A 19,168-nucleotide genomic window follows, 5' to 3' on the forward strand; every position below is an offset into this window, starting at 1 on the left:
TTTTGGTCACCTCGCCTAATTGTTATTTTGGCATAGTGATATTATTATTCAAAAAAAAGGTTAAAGATGAAGTCTTAATGAGGTGTTAATAATTTATCCCTATATAATAGAAGTAACCATTTTTAACTTCTACTTCCATCATCTTTAAAAAAATTTAAATTTTTTATTCTTCTCTTCAATTTTTTATAAGTACTCCATTCCAAATTATTTATTTTTCGCGCTTCGTTCCAAGCGTTAGGGTACAAGTGAATATTTAGAAAGGTATTAAATAGCTTTTTCTCATCATCCGTACCATCTTTGTACACCACGTTAAATATTTCACTCAAGGCCCCTTTTTGAAGAATTATATTAAGAGGGTCTTTTTTAGCGCATTTAGTATACTCTGAAAGGGTACCCCTGAGCTGGTGGGGTTCTATTCCATCCTTATATTCCATGAAGTCCTCATTGAATTTGTAATTATGACTTTTCGTTTTAAAAAGTTCCTCATCATTGACAATATTTTCAAGGGTTTTTTTGGTTGCTTTATGAATATAAGCTAATAAGGTATGAAAGTTATATTCTTTTATGGTTCTCCAGGTTTTTCTTTTTCTTTCTCTGAATTTTTTTATAACTTCTGAGGGGTCACCGGAACATTCCTCAAAGAGAAAAAGGAAAAGAGCTATTCTTAAAAGGTGTAAAGCGTCTTTTTGGTTGGTAATGTTTCCTTTAAAGCCATATCTATATAAGGGGAATTTTTTAATTAAACCCAATGGTTTATAAAACTTGAGCTCATGGGTAATGAAATAGTCAATGTTCTTCACTAAATTATTTTTATAAGACAACACAATATAGTCAATTATTCTATATATACCTTCCCCACGGCCTATATAATAATTGAGAATATCTGTGGTGCTATAGTCGTTAGTATCTAATAAATAGGTGGTAGTCTTATTATTGGAAATATGCGTTAGAAGTATTTCTCCAGGTCGTAGAACTTTCAATTCTACTGTATTTTCTACTTTTCTTTTATTTCTTTTTTTCTTTTCCTCATCATTATTTTTTTCGTTTAATTCTTCCATAAAATAAGTATAACATTTATAAAAATTCTATGGTATAATTTTGAAGAATAGGAATACCCAAGAGTCCGTTGCTCTCAACTCAAAATTTCATGAGTCCGTTGTCCTTGGAAGGGTAAAAAAGAGGTTGGGAAAAATAAGAGAGGAAACCTTGGCTTAACAAAGGGTTTTTTTTAAACCCCATAGCTCAATTGGTCAGAGCACTGGACTGTGGCTCCAGGGGTTGGGGGTTCAAGTCCCCTCACTCACCCCAAAAGTTTTTTTAGAGCCTAAATATTAATCCTTTCCCCCTTGATGACCTCTCTAATTCAAGAATCAAGACCTGGCCCCCCAGATTACACGCTGCAAGTGTCGTCATCCTGAGGCTTCGCATTTTGAAGCCGTGAGGATCTCATCTTTTATTTATTCCCAATATCCCAATTTCCAACTTCCCCAGTCTTTTATCATTTCCTGAATCAAGCCTTAACCCCAAGAATTTCGCAGATTCTCATTCTTTTTTATATTTTATCTGTGAAAAAGAACCATGAATGAATATAATAAAAAAGAACATTGCTCTTAGACGAAGGGATTACCGAGGAGGGCTACTGTGATAAAACCATGTTTCAAAATGTTATTTTTCGGGTTTTGTATCCTCTTTCTTCTTTTTACCTTTTCTTCATGCCTGGTAACCCAGGAGCTAACCACGGTTTCGTTCTTCTCTCAAGGTGATTATATTCATGGGTGGTATTGGTTAAGAGATCCAAACTTTAATAACCATGCTGAGTGGGTTTTTACATCTCTTCCCCAAGGGAACAAAGATTTTATATGCAAATTCGAGGTTTTAGCAACCAACACTTTCGATGGTCAACCGGGAGTTGATGCTGAGTTTTTTCTATCCTACGGAATTCCACCAATGGGAAATATGGGAGGTCTTTTTCTGGGACGATTAAAAGTAAAGCTGAAAAATACCCATGATCCGAATGACGCTACTGGATATTCATGCCGAGGAACGGTTGTTATTCCAAGAAAAGGATTAGAGAATAGCAAAGGCTTATGGTTGATGGCAAAGAGAAGTGATGATTTAAATGAGTTTTCACCATTTCCCAATCATATTGCCTTTCGAAGCGAGAGCGTTCAATTGTTCAGCATTAAGCAATGAAATGAAGTTGGATGGGAATTCTCAAGAGTTAGTATAGCCTTTAAAGCCTTGTTAGGATAATTTTTGACGACAACCTCAAAATCTTCTATAAGTCTTTCAATCGGAGTGAGTTCACCAAATACTTGGCGAGCTTCAATATGAGTTGAATAGCGTCTTTAAGACTCTGTAAAGCTTCTTCGACAGTATCACCTTGGGAATAACATCCTTTTAGAGCAGGGCAGGAAGCAATATATATACCGTTTTCATCTTTTTCAATGAGAATTCGATATTTATAATTCAATTTCTTCAACTCACACAATACCTATTACCAGATTCACAACAGTACCAATAAATATCTTAAGAAGGCTTACAAAGGCTCCATATACCAAAATCAAGAATAAATGAATGAGATTGAATTGAGTAAAATTCAAGAATCAAGACCCAGCCCCCACAACACATCATATGATCAGTACTGTATAATAAAACTATGTTCAAAAAAGATACTCGTAAAATACTTAAAAAATTGAACATTTCCCTTATTTATCTTTTTGGCTCATCGATCATTGGTATCCAAAGAGCAGAAAGTGATATTGATATTGGTGTGGTTTTTGAAAAACCAGAAGGCATAAAAAATACTATGATTCTCTTTGAAGAATTATATCAATCCTTAAGTCAAGATTTCCCTGATCGAGATCTTGATATCGTGTTTTTAGATTTTGCTCCTCTTACTCTCCAATTTGAAGTGGTTACCACAGGTAAAGTAATCTACCGAGTTTCTCGTGAGTTTGAATACGATTATAAGGAAAAGATTATCAAAGAATATATCGATTTTAAACCATTATTGGATGTTCAAGATCAAATTTTATTGGAAAGAATATGAAGAAAATACCAATTAATCAAGAAGTCATTTTCTCGAGAATGAGAGAAATTGAGAAGAATATTGATAAACTAACGATATTTAAGGGTATTTCCTTAGAGAATTTTAAAAAAGGTGAAAATTATGCTATTGGCGAACACTATTTGAGAAGGGCTTTGGAAGCTGTCTTTGATATTGGAACACATATCGGTTCGAGGTTTCCCGGAGAAAGACTTTCAACTTATAAAGATGTTGCTCTTTTTTTGGGAAAAGAGGGAATTGTTCCTCAAAATTTTGCTAAGGAAAAATTACTCAAAATGGCTGGATACCGGAACCGATTGGTTCATTTTTATGCTGAAGTTTCAGTCAATGAGTTATATGAGATCATCCAAAATCGTCTCGAAGACTTTACCGAATTTCTTCAGTATTTAAAGCTATTTTTAACTGATAAGGATGTTGGGTATTAAAAAGATATAAACCCTGATGCCAAATAGCGGTATATAAAAAAAGGGATAGACCCTCATGCTGCTTAGCAGCACCAGATGAGGATGAGAATATATGGTCAAGAATCAATTTCCCCCTTTAGAAAAAGAGGTTAGGAGGGTTTGAGTTTTTTACCTGCTCCGTCATTGCGAGGAACGAAGTGACGTGGCAATCTCATCCACCCAATCAGTCATTCTGAGGAGTCCGGAGTTTTTGCCGGACGACGTGAGAACTCATCCTTTATAATATTTATGAAGAATAAAAAACCTTAAAAGACGAGATCCTCACGCCCTCAAAAACCAGAGCTCAGGATGACGTCTTTATTAATCGTTCAGGTCTTTTCAGAATAAGCTCCTTTTAATAATCTTTTATCCTCATCACCAAATAAAGACCAGATTGATCTTCTCCTGATTTTGTGGAGAGTAAGGAAAGAAAATATATTAAATCGGTTGAAAATCAGCTTGCTCCTGAGTGTAATAAACAGGGATGGGAATCCAGCGTTTTTTAGTCTAAGATGATTCACGGCTAAATTCCTGACACAAAAATACTGAATACCAAATTGACCCAAATAGTATGTGCCCGAGTAGTTGAATATTTTTAGAGTTGCCAATCTTTACCCCATTTTTGCGAATGAAGAGAAACGAGATTTTCTATGGTTTGATCTTCTATCAACTTTTCAAGTATGGCATCGATTTGAGGCATTAATGAGACAAAGGGAGACTTAAGAGAAATTGCTATATGCCATTGAACGACTGAAACATAGGGAGATAGGGGGAGAATTTGGTCGCTTACATTATAGAGAGACGCCGCGTAGAGACCTGGATAAAGAGCAAAAACGAAGTATTCAGCCTTTTTATCAATCAGTTTTTGGAAACACTCTTCGACTGTTTTGAGCCTCTTAATGGTGAGTTTTTCTTCAGCGAAGGTGTCAAACTCTTCTCCGTAAATGTCTCCCAGGGTCGATACTCCTTTTTTACCGATGAGTGTTTCCCAGTTTACAAAAGGGAACTCATGCCCGGAGAGCACGAAGATAGCTACCGGATCCTCAGCGAAAGGGATTGAATACTGGTAATATTGTGCCCGTTCTTCACTATAATATAGTGCTACCAGGCCGTCTATTTCACCCAAACGGGCTTTATTCTGAACCTCTTCCCAATTTCCCAGATACGGTGTTTCAATCTGTATTCCAAGCTCCTGGCTTAACAATTGAAATATGTCGGGACCCACTCCTTCAATGACGTGACCCTCTCGCCACATAAAGGGAGGGTACTCGGGATGTCCTGACACAACCATGGTTTTCTCGGCTGCCGATACTTGGGGAGTAAAAACTCCAAAAAACGCTACCAGCATGACAAATACAAGAGTAATGAATGAATTTGTAGAAAACGGCTTCTCTTTTTTCATAGCTTTCAAAAACCTCCTTATTTTTTATACTAAAACCCTGCCCCCCTGTAAAAAAGTATAGCCTTCAAACCTACTTTACTGCAACATCTCGAATTGAATCATCTAAAATCTTGATAAACTCCTATCGTTGCCTCATCTAAAAATCTTGATATGGATTAGTCTGCATCGAGGTGATAAAGCCATACCGGCAGAACTTAAAATTCAAGCGGTTCAGAATAGGATAAAAAAATGGGTCTTTGAAGTTTTATGACAGATCCGAGATAGGTTTCCCTTCCCACTTTTAGGGATTGATTCCGATAAAGCTGGAGAATTAAGCAATCATTAGCCCTTGTAGTATTGTCAAACCGAAAAATCACCTTTACACGATTTCGAGCTTCCAAAAAAGATAACTGCTTTATTAAACAAAAGAACTAGACCATAGTAAGAAAAGCGGTTGTTTACCCTTCCGAAACTGAAGAAGACTTCTCCTTCTTAACCAACTCTATGCTGTTCTTCGTCTGTCTACCAATTTCTTCCAACCAACAACCATTGATATTAGATGTCGAATCCGTTTTATCATGATTTTTAGGTGAGGCATCAGGGTCTAACCACCAAGACTTGGGAATGCCTCGTTATCCACTTTAAATTGTATGATAGACTTCGCAGAATTTATGAAAGAGTTATTCCAATATTTTATAAATAGTATTCCACTATTGTTAAAAAGAATAGTGGAATTATCGAACTGCGAATGTAGAGATAGCGTATACTAAAGTTCGCAATTTCGCACCTTGAAAAAAGCCACCGGAGACTCCAAAATGAAGGTTGCATATAATACAAAACTTCATCGAGGAGGAATATCCGATGGCTCAAAATAATCATACACCATATCTTTTAAAAAATGCTCATTGGTTTCATGACTGAACCTGATCCACTCTATGCCATGTTAGAATGGCTGACCAATGAACTCATGAAACTGGAAGCTGAAAACAAAGTTGGAGCTCACAAGGGAGAACATTGTCCCACCCGAACCACTCATTTCTCTGGAACCCGAGTCAGACGATTTGATACGAGGTTAGGAACCATCTACCTTCTAGTTCCAAAACTCCGTAAAGGAGGCTATATTCCTTTTTTTGTGACCGAAAGGAAACGCTCGGAGCAAGCCCTCCTCCAGGTGGTTCAAGAAGCCTTCATCAATGGTGTCTCCACCCGAAAGATGGAGCGCCTTGCTCAAAGCTTAGGGATTGAGTCCCTCTCTGCTGGTCAAGTATCAGAAATCACCAAAGACCTCAATGAACAAGTGGAATGGTTCCGTACCCGTCCTTTAGAAAAAGAATATCCAGTCATTTGGGTTGATGCCCTCTACGAAAAGGTTCGCTGTGAAAGACACATCATCAGCATGGCCATTGCTGTCGTTCAGGGTCTGACAAGTGAGGGAAACCGAGAGATCCTGGCGGTCGAACCCATGTATGCCGAATCAGAAGACACCTACACTCATCTCTTTGAACAGCTTAAAAGACGAGGAGTGGAAACAGTCTGGCTGTGCATCTCCGATGCTCATACTGGACTGAAAAATGCCATTCAGAAATGTTTCCTAGGATCAAGTTGGCAACGGTGTAAAGTACACTTTATGCGAAATATATTAGTCCATATCCCTCATAAAGAAAAAGAATCTTTTGCCGCGAAACTGAAACAAATATGGTACCAGCCTGACCAAGAGTGTGCCAAGCAATATGCCCATTTAATCATCCAGGAATACCGAGATCGCTTTCCTCAAGCCATTGCTCTTTTAGAGGAAGGACTGGAAGACTCGTTACAATTCCTGGCTTTCCCTCACCTTGACCAACGAAAGATCTCCTCGACCAATTCGCTCGAGCGAGTTCATAAAGAGATTCGTCGCCGCACCCGAGTGGTAGAGGGATCTTTCCTACCACTGATTCCTATCTCCGGTTGGTCACCAGTTATCTCATTGAGTATACGAAAAGATTTGGATGAAGAGTAAAAAATATATCAACTCTGAGGCGATTACCAAGCAACAAGTAGAGCTTCTAAAGATAGCCTAAGGAAAAAAAGAAAGTCAAAAGAAAAAAAGAGGCTGTGGATAGATGGACAACCCTGTGGGTTGACCACGGATCCACAGCCCGACGACTCATGAATAGTTATTCACTAAAATACCAGAAAGAATTGACCAAATAGAAAGATTGTATTCTTCTCTTTGTTTATTTTCCATATTCATAAAAAGGAGGTGAATAAATCGAGTCATTTTTCAAAGAGAGATGGCTTTTCATTCAAGTAAGGTCATCTCTGTGTTTAAAAAGAGTCTCCGGTGTTTGCTAAGAGTAAATTGCGAACATTATTTGACACATACAATGTAGAGACATTAATTATTTTATCTTCTAAATTCCTTCACTATTTTAGGATATTAGTTCAAACAAAATTTTTAATATAATCAAAAAAACGATTTATTTGAAAAAAAACCAAAAATATTTATGTTTAACTATTGACATTTATAAAATATATATACTATTATGAAAACGTATTCATTATAAAATTAATTGAAAGACAAATTTCAAACAAAATGAGAGAAAAACAAGATTATACATTACCGAAAAAAGGTCCAACAATGAAAGATGTGGCAAAGAAGGCTGGAGTATCTTTGTCAACTGTATCAAGATCGATTAATAGTCCTCATGAATTAAAGCAGGAAACGCTAATGGTAGTTAGAAAAGCAATGAAAGAATTAAATTTCTCCGCTAATGAAATAGCAAGAAGCTTAAAAAATAGAAAAAGTCAAACAATTGGAATAATAATACCTAATATATTAAATCCTTTTTTTGCGAGGATTGTTAGAAGTGCAGAGCATTATTTGTTTGAAAATAAATACACACCGATAATCTACGATTCAGAAGAAGATGCAGTTAAAGAAGAAAAATACTTACAAAGTTTACTCGAAAGAAGAGTAGATGGTGTCTTATTTGTTCCTTCCAAAGAGAATAAAAGAATTCCTGAATTTATAAAACAAAAATCTATTCCAACAGTTTTTATTGACCGATATTTTAGTAAAGATTTTGATTTTGTTAAAGGCAATAATTATAGTGGGATAGCCCTGATTATATCGTTTCTTGTTAGTAGGGGTTACGAGAAAATTGGTATGATTGCAGGATCACAAGAGACAGTATCAGGGAAGGAAAGATACCTAGCTTTTTTAAAGGCCATTACTATGCATAACTTAAAGGTTGAAAAAAAATATGTAAAATTTGGAAGTTACTCTATTGAAAGCGGATACTTTAGAATGAATGAGCTATTAAATACCGGTGAATACCCTGAAGTGATAATATCGGCAAATAATTTTATAGGAATTGGTGCTTTTCAAGCTATCAAGGAGAGAGGTTATAAAATTCCGGATGATATTGGAATTGTAATATATGATGAAGTATATCTTGCCGATTTTGTTGATCCTCCTTTAACTGTGGTAGTTCAACCGGCTGAGGAATTGGGGAGAAGCGCAGCTGAACTATTGTTGGAAAGAATTGATAGTCAAGGTATTTTGCCTCCAAGAGAATTAGTTATTGAACCGAAGTTAATAGTTAGAAATTCAACAAAATAGTCATTAACCAATACATATTGAAGTTAAATTATAAAAAAATAGGGAGGAATATTGATGAAATTTAGTGTATGTAGTGGAAATTATGGCAGGGAACCATTAGAAAAAATTATTAATAGAGCTGCGGAATTGGAATTTGATGGTGTCGAATTAACTGTAGCATTTCATACTCACCCTAGTATTTCTTTTAAGGAAAGGCAGAAAATAAATGGTTATTTTGCAAATGCAGGTATCAAATGTAGTTCGTTACATTTTATTTTTGATAAGACTGTTAAACTTTCAAGCCAAAACTTTGAAGACATAAAACAAAATATTCTTTATTTTAAGGCAGTTATCGATCTTGCATCAGATTTTAATACATCAACTATAGTTGTTGGTGGGGGTGGTTCAAGGTCTATAAAAGCTGATCAGACGAGGAGCGAAGTTGAAGATAATTTTGAAAAAATGTTAAGTGAAGTTGCTGATTATGCTTCTGAAAAAAAGGTAACTCTTTGTTTAGAAGCGCTAAACAGATATGAAACTAATTTCTTAAAAACATTGAAAGAATGTAGTGATATTTCATCAAGAATAAAATCACCATATGTAAAAATTATGGGTGATACATATCATATGAATATAGAAGAAGTATCAATAGAAAAAGCAATAATTGAATCAAAAAATGATCTGGTTCATTTACATTTTGCTGATTCCAATAGAATGTCTCCAGGCGAAGGGCATATTAACTTTTTGGAGGTACTTAAAGCTTTAAAAACAATAAAATTTGATGGCTATTGTGCTTTTGAAATATTTGCATTAACACCTGAAAAATTATGTTTTGATTCATTTGAAGAAGCTGATAAACATATGGTTCTAGGAAAGAAATATATAGATAATTTAGTTACATCAATATAAAAAGGATTATGCAGAGATGAATAACAAAAAGTTTAAAGTTGGTATCGTAGGTTGTGGGACGATTGCACCTTACCATGTTGAAGCTTTTCAAACATTAGAAAATGTTGAGGTTGTTGGTGTTTCTGATGTTAATGAGATGAAGGCTAAAGAACTCTGTAGTAAATATAATATTAATTTTTGGACCACTGATTACAGAAAATTACATGATTTAAACTTAGATGTAATTAGCATATGTGTACCCTCTGGTCTACATTATGAAGTTTCAATTGATGCTATGAAAAAGAAGAAGCATGTCATTGTAGAAAAGCCTTTAGCAATTAATCTTAAACAAGCAGATGAAATGATATTAACATCTGGAAAAGAAGGAGTGAAGTTAGCAACTATTTTTGATCATAGATTTGACTTACCAAGCAGAATGATTAAAGATGCGCTAAATAAAGATCTCTTTGGGAAATTAATTTTAGTTGATGCCCACATTAAATGGTATAGAACGCAAGATTATTATGCAAATGGATGGAGGGGTACTTGGAATCTGGATGGGGGTGGAATTTTAGCAAATCAAGCTATTCATTGGTTGGACTTGATTCAATGGTTTGCTGGACCATTAAAAAGTGTGTATGGAAAAATAAAAACATTTACGCATGAAATAGAAGCAGCCGATACAGCGATTGCTATCCTCGAGTTCTTTAATGGATCTTTAGGGGTAATTGAAGCTAGTACTTCTATTTATCCAGGCAGGCAAAAAGGCGGTTTTGTTTATAATAACTTACCAGAAAGTATTGGGATATATGGAGAAAAGGGGAGTGTAGTTGTTGAAGGTTCAAAAAATATTAAACTATGGGAATTTGCAGAGAATGGAAGCCATGAATTAATTAAAGAAAATAAGATAAAAAATGGAACATCAAGTCATAAAGAATTAATAAAAGCAATTATTGATTCTTTAAGAGAAGATAAAGAAGTTCCAATTGATGGGAAAGAAGGAAGAAAATCGTTAGAACTGATGAGAGCTATATATTATTCATCTTTTATAAACAAAAAAGTAGATTTCCCATTTATAAAAGACGACGAATTAGAAAAAATTATTATAGATAAAATTAAATAAAAAAGGAGTATAAAGATGAAAATACTTAAGTTAAAAGAAGGTAAAAGTTTTGACATGGGGAAAGGGAAAACAATTAATGTATTATCTCCAGAAATTGGTTCAAAATATGTTACTCTAAATTATTCTGAGTTTGAGCCTAAACAAGCGTTTACTCAACATATACATAAAAATTCAGAAGACGTCATTATAATCCTAAAAGGTAGTGGATATATTCGCGTAGAAGGTAAGGATTATGAAATAAAAGAGGGAGATGTTGTTTATATTCCTGCTGGTGAAATGCATGGGACAATAGCAGGTGATGAACCGATGATTGCTATTAGCTGTCAAGCGCCCCCTGATATGGACTTATATACAGGAGTTTATAATAAAAAATAAAGAAAGAGCATTAAGGTGATAAAAAATGAGATTTAAAGACAAGGTAGCCCTAGTAACCGGTGGTAAGAATGGTATGGGTAAAGCAGTTGCTATGAGGTTGTTAGAAGAAGGAGCATATGTTGCAGTTGGAGATATCGACGAACTTAATATAGAAAGATATTTATCAGATTTTGCAAGTAAAAAAGATAGATTTATATTTGTCAAGCTGGATGTAACAAATAATGACAGCATTAGAAAGTGCGTAGGTAATGTAATAGATAGCTTTGGAAAGATCGATATATTAATAAATTGTGCAGGTATCATGGGTCCTGTAAAACCCACTTGGGAAATAACAGAAAATGAATGGGATCAATTAATGAATATTCATTTAAAAGGTACTTTTCTTTGCTGTAAAGAAGTTATTTCGTACATGATTAAACAAAGTTATGGAAAAATTGTGAACGTTTCATCAGTTTCGGCTAAAGAAGGAAATCCAAATTTTTCTGCATATTCAGCAGCAAAGGCAGGGATTATTGCATTTACTAAATCATTAGCAAAAGAAGTTGCAACAAAAAATATTAATGTTAACTGTATTTCTCCTGCTTTAATTGAAACCCGTTTTTTAATGGAAATGAGCGAAGAGCAAAAAGCCGTTCTTCTAAATAAGATTCCTATGGGAAGAGTTGGTAAAACAGAGGAAGTAGCAGCATTAATAGCGTTTCTTGTTTCTGATGAGGCAAATTTTATTACCGCACAATGTTACGACATTAGCGGAGGTAGATCTGTATATTAATTTTCCTTATAAGTAAAAAGGGGGATTTAACGGCTAGTGAGAAAAAGAATAGGTACTAGCAATGTGCTAGATAAGAATTTTAAATATATTTTTAATTTACCTTTATATGTTGTATTAGGAATTGTGGTAATATTTCCTCTCGTCTATGTTTTCTCTTTGAGTTTTTTTGATTGGCAATTAACAACTAATAGAATTGTTTTTAATAAAATAGATAATTATCTTGAACTATTTAAAGATGCCAGATTTATAAATGCAATTTGGAGAAATTTTTATTTTGCATTTTTTTCTGTTTTATTACAAATAATTTTAGGTTTCGGAATTGCTTTAATTCTAAATGCAAAAATTAAAGGAGTAAAAATATATAGACTCCTTCTCATGATACCAATGATGTCTTCTCCAATTGTTGTAGCTTTAACATGGAGATTTATGTTAAATAGATCGTTTGGAATTGTAAACCATTTTCTTGAGAAGTTTGGTTTTCAAGCTTTAAGTTTTTTAGGTGATAAAAGTTTAGTGTTACCATCTATTATATTAGTTGATACTTGGCAGTGGACTCCGTATGTTATCATTTTGCTTTTAGCCGGACTACAATCTTTGCCACCTGAACCCTTAGAAGCGGCTCATATTGATGGAGCAAATCCAATCCAGCGCTTTTTCCTTATCACCCTCCCTTTAATGAAAACCCATTTGGGATCAGCAGTAATTTTAAGAACTGTTATGGCATTTAAAATATTTGACATTATTTGGGGAATGACAAGAGGGGGTCCTGCGTTTGCTTCTGAAACTCTGTATCCATATATATTTTCGCAGAGTTTCCTTTACTTTAGAATTGGTTATTCGTGTGCAGCAGCTGTTGTATTTTTAATGATAAATCTTGGTTTAAGTTTAATACTAAACCATTTCAAGGCAGATAAACAATGAATAAAAATAAAAAAGTAAAAACGTTTCTTTATCACGTTATTAATGTATTAATAGCTTTTGTATTTATATTTCCAATCTACTATATCATTATTACGTCTTTTAAGACTGAAAGAGAAATAGGAACTAATGTTTCAATATGGTTATCCCAACCTATTGTAACCAACTATTATGAAGCTTTCACAAAATATAACATTGGTCCAGCATTATACTCAAGTATGGTAGTAGCAATATTTGCTACGATCATTGGAGTAATAATAGGTTCAATGTCAGCATATGTAATTAATCGGTATGATCAAAAGAAATTAGCTTTTACTATATTGACAACCATGATGATACCTTACGTGGTATGTGCAATTCCACTGTTTATATTATTTCAGAAAATAGGTTGGTTTGATACCTATTCTGGTCTTATATTGTCGCACTTAATTATAACAGTGCCTCAATCTGTTTGGATATTGGTAGGCTTTGTCAAAGCTATACCTAAAGAAATAGAAGAAGCAGCATTAGTTGATGGATGCACAAAATTTGGGTTGTTTTACAAAATTGTATTTCCTTTGTTAAAGGGAGGAATCGTTGCCGCTGCTACATTGGGTTTTATTATGTCTTGGAATAATTTTAGTTTAGCACTAATGTTGGGTGGTTCTAAAACTGTACCAGCCCCCTTAGCTTTGTTTAATTTTGTTGGAGAAGCTGCTATTAATTGGGGAGGCCTTGCTGCAAGTGCCACACTGATGTTAATACCAACAATTGTGTTTACTTTATGGGTACAGAAACATTTAACTCAGGGTTTAATGGTTGGAGCAATCCAATAAATCTATATTTTTAAATTAGAAAAGGGGGTTATTTCATGTTTACAAAAAATATTAAAAAAGCAATAATGTTAATACTAAGTGTTATGATCTTTATTTCAATTTCAACTTTTAGTTATGCAGAAGTAAATTGGACAAAATATAGTGGTACAGAGATAACCGTGATGTGTTGGACAAGACCGGAATTAGAAGCAGCACGATTGCTTATCCCGGAGTTTGAGGCAAAGACAGGAATAAAAGTTAATTGGATAGTTATGGATGCCTGGGAATTAAGAGCCAAAATTGCCCGAGAATATGCATTAGGACAACCAACAATGGATGGTTGGTTTTACCATCCAAGCCAGCAGGAATTGGCAATTCAAGTTGGGAATTTTCAAGTTGATCAAATGGAATATATTAATAACCCAGAATTAACACCTGAAGATTGGGATTTTGATGATTTTTTACCAGTCGGAAAAGAAGGGAATACAGTATTTTCTAAAAACGGAGGATATTCATTATCTTTCACATCGCAACCTACTGGTTTGTGGTATAGAAAAGACCTCCTTGAAGAAAACGGTTTGCTGGTTCCAAAAACATTTGAAGAAGCTGAGGTTGCTGCTAAAAAGTTAACAATTGATTCAGATGGAGATGAAAAAATTGATTTGTATGGCTGGATTGGTAGAGGTCAAGGATTTCAAACGATAACAAGAATAGGTGGTTTTTTGTTTGGTTATGGAGGAGCTTGGTGGACTCATGATCGAAAATCAGCTATTGATAAACCAGAAACATTACGTGGTATTAATGAGTATGCCAGAATGTTAACAACTTATGGGCCTCCATCTCCTCTCGAATTAGGATGGCTTGAAGTTGCTAAACTTTTTGCTGATGGTAAAGCAGCAATGATGCCAGAATCAGGTGAACATGCATTTATGTTTGAAGATCCAACAAAATCATCTGTACAAGGAAAAATAGGTATGGCACCATATCCATCGGGCCCAGCAGGTATTGCAATCCCTACAGAGTTATTATCGTATGGAATACCAATAGATGCAAAGAACAAAGAAGCTTCGTGGCTATTTGCTCAATGGTTGGCTAATAAAGAAAATATGAAAAAAATGCTAATAGGTGGAGGAGCAGTTGTAAGAGCTTCATCATGGGATGATCCAGAAATTGTACCTGTTAATAAAGAATGGGCTGATTATGTAAAGTACTCTTTACAGTTTGGAAGTGATTACTTTGTTAATTTAGCCTGTGTTCCCCTCACGGAAGTAAGAGAAAAATGGGGAGAAGTTGTTGATTACGCTATGAGTGGTGAAGCTGATCTAGAAAATTTTGCTAAAACAAAAGCAGAAGAAATCAATGCAATTATAACAAGAGATGAAACTGGATTAGACATTTATATGGATCCACGATTTAGCTATATGCCTTATGATGTATATAGAAGCAAATAATTAGTAATAGATTTGGCTAAGAAATATCTATATCAAAAAGGCAATTTTCTTTAAGAAAATTGCCTTTTTGATATATGGCAAAACATTAAAATAGTAAATGATAAGCTATACAGCAGTGAGTTGCCTGATAATAAGAGGAATTTTTTCTAACTCCCCATAAAAGTCGTCCACTCTTTTAGATGGTACGCATTATAAATAAATTTGAGGGGAGAAAAAAAGAAAGAGCGTTCACAATGATTGGAGTGTATCTGTCAACTCTAATATCCAGCATTTGGCAAAATAAAACTCCAGCACCTTGCATAAGATTAATAGTTTAGACTTGAATGTTCCAAACGATAAATCTTTCCATTAAATACCAAAAGATGACAGCAATGGACCAACTGGCGAAGATTAGGACTGGTGTCACGTCATCTATGAATTTCCCATTCATTTTGCTGTATTGTTTTGCTATAAACTAGTAAATTAACCCAAACTGAGTAATATTTTGGGATAGACCCACTCGTATACTCAAAAAGGTCCACCATGAGTATCAAATAGGCCCACCTTGGTCATGGAGAGATCCACCTGACATATAATGAGGAAATACACTGTAAAGTGTAAATCTTCATTAGGAGGCTGATCAAATAAATGATCAAGTATCGAGAAATTCTTCGGCTTCACAGCCAAGGTGTGAGTCAACGTGGCATTGCTGCCAGTTGCCAGTGCTCACGGACCACAATCCGTAATGTGGTTGAACGGGCAGAAAGGCATGAGATTTCATGGCCTTTCGATAAAAACATGTCGGATGCAGATCTTCAGGAACTCCTTTTTCCGGAAAAAAGGAGTCAGTCCAATCGAAAAATACCGGATTGCGAATATGTTCATAAAGAAATGGCCAAAAGTGGTGTCACCTTAAGTTTGTTGTGGCATGAGTACCATGAACAATGCCGCTTCAATGGTGAAATCCCACTCATGTACAGCCAATTCTGTCGGTATTATCATAAGTATGCCAATACCACCAAAGCCACTATGCGCATTAAGCGCAAACCCGGTGAAATGCTGGAAGTGGACTGGGCTGGAAAGACTGGTTTTATTGTTGATAATCTAACCGGTGAACTTATTCCAGCCTATATCTTCGTAGCGAGCCTATCTTGCAGCCAGTATGCCTATGTAGAAGCCTTCCTGTCAATGGATATGGAAAGCTGGGTCAATGCTCATGTTCATGCGTTCAAATACTTTGGTGGAGTGGCCAGAATCCTCGTGCCAGACAATTTAAAAACCAGTGTAGATAAAGCCTCTCGACCAGATCCCAAGATTAATAGAACCTATCAAGAAATGGCCGAGCATTACGGGACAGCAGTCATTCCAGCCCGAGTCAGGCGCCCCAAAGACAAGCCCCATGCCGAAAGTACGGTGGGTATTATTTCCACCTGGATCATTGCCTCTTTGCGAAACCAACAGTTCTTTTCATTACACGAACTGAATAGCGCCATCCGTCTTAAGCTGGAAGAATTCAACCAGAAACCTTTTCAAAAGAAGCCGGGAAGCAGGAAAAGCGCCTTCCTAGAAGAGGAAAAAGCACTGCTTTTGCCTTTGCCTTTGCCTACTTCCCCATACGAGCTTGCCACCTGGTCAACGGCGTCCGTACAGTACGATTATCACATAATTGTGGATAAAAATCACTACTCAGTGCCCTATGAGTACATCCGGCATCAAGTGGAGGTACGTATAACCAGCAAAACTGTTGAAGTTTTTTACCACAATCATCGCATTGCTTCCCATATTCGGATTCGCGGTCAGGAAGGCCAGATTGTCACGGTACCGGATCACATGCCAGAGAAACATAAACAGTACCTGGCTGTAAATGCTGATCATTTTAGGAATTGGGCTGCTTCCATTGGACCTCATGCCGTCATTGTGGTGAATGCTCTTTTGTCAGCATCAAGAGTTGAGAAACAAGGTTACCGTTCTTGTACATCGCTTATGAAACTCGCTGACAAGTATTCTTTATCCCGCTTTGAAGAAGCGTGCCAGCGGGCACTTTGTTACACGCCCAGTCCGAGTTTCAAAATCATCCAGACCATCCTCAAAACCGGTCAGGATAGAATATCAGTCCAATCAGATCGACAAAAAGCGACAAAAGACAATCCCAACATCTACGGATTTGTCCGGGGTGCCGGCTACTATGGAGGAAAAGACAATGATTAATTCTACGACCATGAACAAGCTGCATGACATGCGACTCTCCGCTATGGCGGATGCTTTCAAACGCCAACTGTCTGATGAGAAATATCAGGAGCTATCGTTTGAAGAACGGGTTGGTATTCTTGTTGATGTGGAATGGGCTAAACGCAGAAGCAATAAACTGCTCCATCTCATTAAAAAAGCAGATTTCCGCTATCCTCAGGCTAGCATTGAAGATATTGAATACCATGCCGACAGGAAACTAGATAAGGCACAAATCCTACGGCTATCTGGGTGCGCTTACATCCAGGAGAAACGCAACCTCATCATCATGGGTGCCTCTGGAAACGGGAAATCTTATGTTGCCTGTGCTTTTGGTATGGCGGCTTGTCGCAACTATTATACCGTTAAGTATATCCGACTACCGGATCTTCTGGATGAACTGGCAGTGGCTCGAGGTGAAGGTGTCTATCAGATGGTGATGAAGAAGTACAAAAAGGTTGGCTTACTCATTTTGGATGAATGGCTCTTAACTCCACTTAAAGACACCCAGGCAATGGATCTCCTTGAGATCGTTGAAGCAAGACATCAGAATGCTTCTACTATTTTTTGCACCCAATTTGCTCCACGTGGGTGGCATGAAAAGATCGGCGAAGATACACTAGCAGATGCCATTCTTGATCGTATTGTCCATGATTCCTATACCATCCTTATTGACGGCAAAGTGTCAATGAGGGAACGACATGGGATTAAAAATTGAGCCAGAACTAAGTAATTAAGAGTGTATTTATGTCTGCCGGTTAAAGAGGCTGATGGATAGTACCGACCTCTTGTGGACAACCCTCCGCTTCGTGGACGACCAAAACACGTTGTTCACGCTCTCCACAGCCTCGGCATCTGGTGTTCTATAGAAATCTTAATCTTGTTCCTTCAAACTACCCATCAAAGAGTACTATTCTCAGAACAGTAAAACTCATGATTCGGAAAAGTGGGCTTATAGCTATTGTGGTTCATTTAAACCGTCATATATAGCTATGGAGTTAACGTATGCACCTAGTGGATTTATTTGGTGCACTCGATGGGTCTAAAACATCATACTACTGGGTTTATCATAAGACAATAAACACAAACTGATAGGAATTCATACCAGGTCTTTCCTGAAGTTGACTTTATACAATTACCAGAACAAGCAGTTCAATCAACCCCTCAAATGCTTGGATTGATATCCGTCCCAACTTCTGATGACGGCTATCAATGTGTTGCATCAAAAAAATCAAAAGTATTTCATAAAAAATCTTGTGAGCATGTAGCAACCATCAAGGAAGACAATCTTTTTTATTTTCATAGCCTTAAAGAAGCCCTAACTTCAGGGAGAAGAGGGTACAAGACTTGTAAATCGGAGGAGTCATTCCATTATTTCTAAAGCGAAATCGAATGAGAAAGTTGCTTTAAGGAAAAAATTAATGAGAGATCTAAATTGTCAAAAGAGGGGAGAAATAGGTCTAAAATTCAAGAATCAAGACCTAACCCTCAAGAATTCATGGCCTTTTTAATACCTTATCATGTTCTACAACATTACGCATGATGATAGTATCTCCGACCATCTCAAAAGTCGTTCGTAATCTCTTTGAAGGACGAGCTTCCCAAATGTCCTGTGTTCTTTCCATTTTCTTGACATGAAGACTGGGGTATTTTGGGTTCGCATCCAGCAGAGCAAGGGCTTTACAAACACTCCGTTTCTCGGTATGAGTGAGTCTTTCATAAGCCTGCTCAAATTGCTCAGTGAAAAGAATCTCCATAGTTAGGCTTTGTCCTCAAGATACCTTACTGCATCAGCCGTCGACTTGAATCTTTTAACCCGTCCATTTTTTATGTCCTCGTCTGCCTTGCGTTCCCCTTTTTGCCACTCTTCAGTCCAGAAGTAAGCTTGATTAGCATTCACTAGTTTCTTGGGAGTCAATATGATTCGTCCTTCCTCATCAAGCTGAACCTCAACAAAATCACCGGGTTGCATATTGGTTTTAACTCTGATTTCTTTAGGAAGAGTAACCTGACCGCCACTGGTTAGTCTGGTTAAAGTACTCATTAAGATTACCTCCATTATTGGCCCAATATACCATTGATACAATAATATTTTACCGGGGATAAGTTGCCTCGTCAAGAGATGAGAATGAGAAAAAAAACTCAGAGTCAGTTTCATTAAAACA

Annotated in this window: 18 protein-coding genes, 1 tRNA gene and 1 pseudogene; 15 read left to right on the forward strand and 5 right to left on the reverse strand. The window is 36.3% G+C overall.

Annotation, left to right across the window (positions count from 1 at the left end; translation table 11 throughout):
* Positions 1 to 122: 122 nt before the first annotated feature.
* Positions 123 to 1,058 carry a hypothetical protein gene (locus tag RT761_RS05175; RefSeq protein ID WP_218113011.1) on the reverse strand — a complete coding sequence of 312 codons (936 nt, stop codon included), beginning with the start codon at positions 1,056 to 1,058 and terminating at the stop codon, positions 123 to 125.
* Between the two features lie 181 nt (positions 1,059 to 1,239).
* On the opposite strand from RT761_RS05175, the gene RT761_RS05180 reads away from it, so the two are divergent.
* Both RT761_RS05180 and RT761_RS05185 read left to right on the forward strand, forming a co-directional pair.
* A tRNA-His gene (locus tag RT761_RS05180) sits at positions 1,240 to 1,298 on the forward strand.
* A 343-nt stretch (positions 1,299 to 1,641) separates the two neighbouring features.
* Positions 1,642 to 2,193, forward strand: coding sequence for a hypothetical protein (locus RT761_RS05185; protein ID WP_218113012.1), 552 nt, complete (start codon positions 1,642 to 1,644; stop codon positions 2,191 to 2,193).
* A gap of 85 nt (positions 2,194 to 2,278) precedes the next feature.
* On the opposite strand, the gene RT761_RS05190 is transcribed toward RT761_RS05185, so the two are convergent.
* Entirely contained in the window at positions 2,279 to 2,473 is a 195-nt protein-coding gene (locus RT761_RS05190; RefSeq protein ID WP_218113013.1) for a type II toxin-antitoxin system HicB family antitoxin, read from the reverse strand.
* A 186-nt stretch (positions 2,474 to 2,659) separates the two neighbouring features.
* On the opposite strand from RT761_RS05190, the gene mntA reads away from it, so the two are divergent.
* Both mntA and hepT read left to right on the forward strand, forming a co-directional pair.
* A complete protein-coding gene (gene mntA, locus RT761_RS05195; protein WP_218113014.1) occupies positions 2,660 to 3,052 on the forward strand; it encodes a type VII toxin-antitoxin system MntA family adenylyltransferase antitoxin in 393 nt (130 codons plus the stop codon).
* Positions 3,049 to 3,495 carry a type VII toxin-antitoxin system HepT family RNase toxin gene (gene hepT, locus RT761_RS05200; protein ID WP_218113015.1) on the forward strand — a complete coding sequence of 149 codons (447 nt, stop codon included), beginning with the start codon at positions 3,049 to 3,051 and terminating at the stop codon, positions 3,493 to 3,495. Before mntA ends, hepT begins: the two co-directional genes overlap by 4 nt.
* A 613-nt stretch (positions 3,496 to 4,108) precedes the next feature.
* Here hepT and RT761_RS05205 read toward each other — a convergent pair.
* The gene (locus RT761_RS05205) at positions 4,109 to 4,915 is read right to left on the reverse strand and encodes a transporter substrate-binding domain-containing protein (RefSeq protein WP_218113016.1); all 807 of its coding nucleotides are present in this window, start codon (positions 4,913 to 4,915) and stop codon (positions 4,109 to 4,111) included.
* Positions 4,916 to 5,792: 877 nt separating this feature from the next.
* Here RT761_RS05205 and RT761_RS05210 point away from each other — a divergent pair.
* The 11 genes and pseudogenes from RT761_RS05210 (at position 5,793) to istB (ending at position 17,721) form a co-directional block, all read left to right on the forward strand.
* Positions 5,793 to 6,954: pseudogene (locus tag RT761_RS05210) on the forward strand (IS256 family transposase).
* Positions 6,955 to 7,391: 437 nt separating this feature from the next.
* Positions 7,392 to 8,498 (forward strand): LacI family DNA-binding transcriptional regulator, encoded by a 1,107-nt coding sequence (locus RT761_RS05215; protein ID WP_218113018.1) that lies wholly within the window; start codon positions 7,392 to 7,394, stop codon positions 8,496 to 8,498.
* A 54-nt stretch (positions 8,499 to 8,552) separates the two neighbouring features.
* Positions 8,553 to 9,386 carry a sugar phosphate isomerase/epimerase family protein gene (locus RT761_RS05220; RefSeq protein ID WP_218113019.1) on the forward strand — a complete coding sequence of 278 codons (834 nt, stop codon included), beginning with the start codon at positions 8,553 to 8,555 and terminating at the stop codon, positions 9,384 to 9,386.
* A 16-nt stretch (positions 9,387 to 9,402) separates the two neighbouring features.
* Positions 9,403 to 10,488 (forward strand): Gfo/Idh/MocA family protein, encoded by a 1,086-nt coding sequence (locus RT761_RS05225; RefSeq protein ID WP_218113020.1) that lies wholly within the window; start codon positions 9,403 to 9,405, stop codon positions 10,486 to 10,488.
* 15 nt (positions 10,489 to 10,503) lie between these two features.
* On the forward strand, positions 10,504 to 10,863 hold the full coding sequence (locus RT761_RS05230) for a cupin domain-containing protein (RefSeq protein ID WP_218113021.1): 360 nt from the start codon (positions 10,504 to 10,506) through the stop codon (positions 10,861 to 10,863).
* Between the two features lie 25 nt (positions 10,864 to 10,888).
* Positions 10,889 to 11,635 carry an SDR family NAD(P)-dependent oxidoreductase gene (locus tag RT761_RS05235; RefSeq protein WP_218113022.1) on the forward strand — a complete coding sequence of 249 codons (747 nt, stop codon included), beginning with the start codon at positions 10,889 to 10,891 and terminating at the stop codon, positions 11,633 to 11,635.
* A gap of 36 nt (positions 11,636 to 11,671) precedes the next feature.
* Positions 11,672 to 12,556, forward strand: coding sequence for a carbohydrate ABC transporter permease (locus RT761_RS05240; protein ID WP_218113023.1), 885 nt, complete (start codon positions 11,672 to 11,674; stop codon positions 12,554 to 12,556).
* Entirely contained in the window at positions 12,553 to 13,368 is an 816-nt protein-coding gene (locus RT761_RS05245; protein WP_218113024.1) for a carbohydrate ABC transporter permease, read from the forward strand. Before RT761_RS05240 ends, RT761_RS05245 begins: the two co-directional genes overlap by 4 nt.
* 35 nt (positions 13,369 to 13,403) lie before the next feature.
* Positions 13,404 to 14,798, forward strand: a complete 1,395-nt coding sequence (locus RT761_RS05250) for an extracellular solute-binding protein (RefSeq protein WP_218113025.1) — start codon at positions 13,404 to 13,406, stop codon at positions 14,796 to 14,798.
* Positions 14,799 to 15,425: 627 nt separating this feature from the next.
* On the forward strand, positions 15,426 to 16,985 hold the full coding sequence (gene istA / locus RT761_RS05255; RefSeq protein ID WP_218113026.1) for an IS21 family transposase: 1,560 nt from the start codon (positions 15,426 to 15,428) through the stop codon (positions 16,983 to 16,985).
* Complete coding sequence (gene istB, locus RT761_RS05260; RefSeq protein WP_218110943.1) at positions 16,978 to 17,721, forward strand: IS21-like element helper ATPase IstB; 744 nt, start codon at positions 16,978 to 16,980, stop codon at positions 17,719 to 17,721. The genes istA and istB overlap by 8 nt, the downstream gene beginning before the upstream one ends.
* A 778-nt stretch (positions 17,722 to 18,499) precedes the next feature.
* Here istB and RT761_RS05265 read toward each other — a convergent pair.
* Positions 18,500 to 18,760, reverse strand: a complete 261-nt coding sequence (locus tag RT761_RS05265) for a hypothetical protein (protein ID WP_218113027.1) — start codon at positions 18,758 to 18,760, stop codon at positions 18,500 to 18,502.
* A gap of 2 nt (positions 18,761 to 18,762) precedes the next feature.
* The gene (locus RT761_RS05270) at positions 18,763 to 19,047 is read right to left on the reverse strand and encodes an AbrB/MazE/SpoVT family DNA-binding domain-containing protein (RefSeq protein WP_218113028.1); all 285 of its coding nucleotides are present in this window, start codon (positions 19,045 to 19,047) and stop codon (positions 18,763 to 18,765) included.
* Positions 19,048 to 19,168: the final 121 nt, after the last annotated feature.

Source organism: Atribacter laminatus (assembly GCF_015775515.1).
Lineage (GTDB): Bacteria > Atribacterota > Atribacteria > Atribacterales > Atribacteraceae > Atribacter > Atribacter laminatus.

What these genes read in the sequence shown, in the direction of transcription:
- RT761_RS05175 (WP_218113011.1), bottom strand. Translation starts at nt 1,058, where the DNA reads ATGGAAGAATTAAACGAAAAAAATAATGATGAGGAAAAGAAAAAAAGA.
- mntA (WP_218113014.1), top strand. Translation starts at nt 2,660, where the DNA reads ATGTTCAAAAAAGATACTCGTAAAATACTTAAAAAATTGAACATTTCC.
- hepT (WP_218113015.1), top strand. Translation starts at nt 3,049, where the DNA reads ATGAAGAAAATACCAATTAATCAAGAAGTCATTTTCTCGAGAATGAGA.
- RT761_RS05205 (WP_218113016.1), bottom strand. Translation starts at nt 4,915, where the DNA reads ATGAAAAAAGAGAAGCCGTTTTCTACAAATTCATTCATTACTCTTGTA.
- RT761_RS05220 (WP_218113019.1), top strand. Translation starts at nt 8,553, where the DNA reads ATGAAATTTAGTGTATGTAGTGGAAATTATGGCAGGGAACCATTAGAA.
- RT761_RS05225 (WP_218113020.1), top strand. Translation starts at nt 9,403, where the DNA reads ATGAATAACAAAAAGTTTAAAGTTGGTATCGTAGGTTGTGGGACGATT.
- RT761_RS05230 (WP_218113021.1), top strand. Translation starts at nt 10,504, where the DNA reads ATGAAAATACTTAAGTTAAAAGAAGGTAAAAGTTTTGACATGGGGAAA.
- RT761_RS05235 (WP_218113022.1), top strand. Translation starts at nt 10,889, where the DNA reads ATGAGATTTAAAGACAAGGTAGCCCTAGTAACCGGTGGTAAGAATGGT.
- RT761_RS05245 (WP_218113024.1), top strand. Translation starts at nt 12,553, where the DNA reads ATGAATAAAAATAAAAAAGTAAAAACGTTTCTTTATCACGTTATTAAT.
- RT761_RS05250 (WP_218113025.1), top strand. Translation starts at nt 13,404, where the DNA reads ATGTTTACAAAAAATATTAAAAAAGCAATAATGTTAATACTAAGTGTT.
- istA (WP_218113026.1), top strand. Translation starts at nt 15,426, where the DNA reads ATGATCAAGTATCGAGAAATTCTTCGGCTTCACAGCCAAGGTGTGAGT.
- istB (WP_218110943.1), top strand. Translation starts at nt 16,978, where the DNA reads ATGATTAATTCTACGACCATGAACAAGCTGCATGACATGCGACTCTCC.
- RT761_RS05265 (WP_218113027.1), bottom strand. Translation starts at nt 18,760, where the DNA reads ATGGAGATTCTTTTCACTGAGCAATTTGAGCAGGCTTATGAAAGACTC.
- RT761_RS05270 (WP_218113028.1), bottom strand. Translation starts at nt 19,047, where the DNA reads ATGAGTACTTTAACCAGACTAACCAGTGGCGGTCAGGTTACTCTTCCT.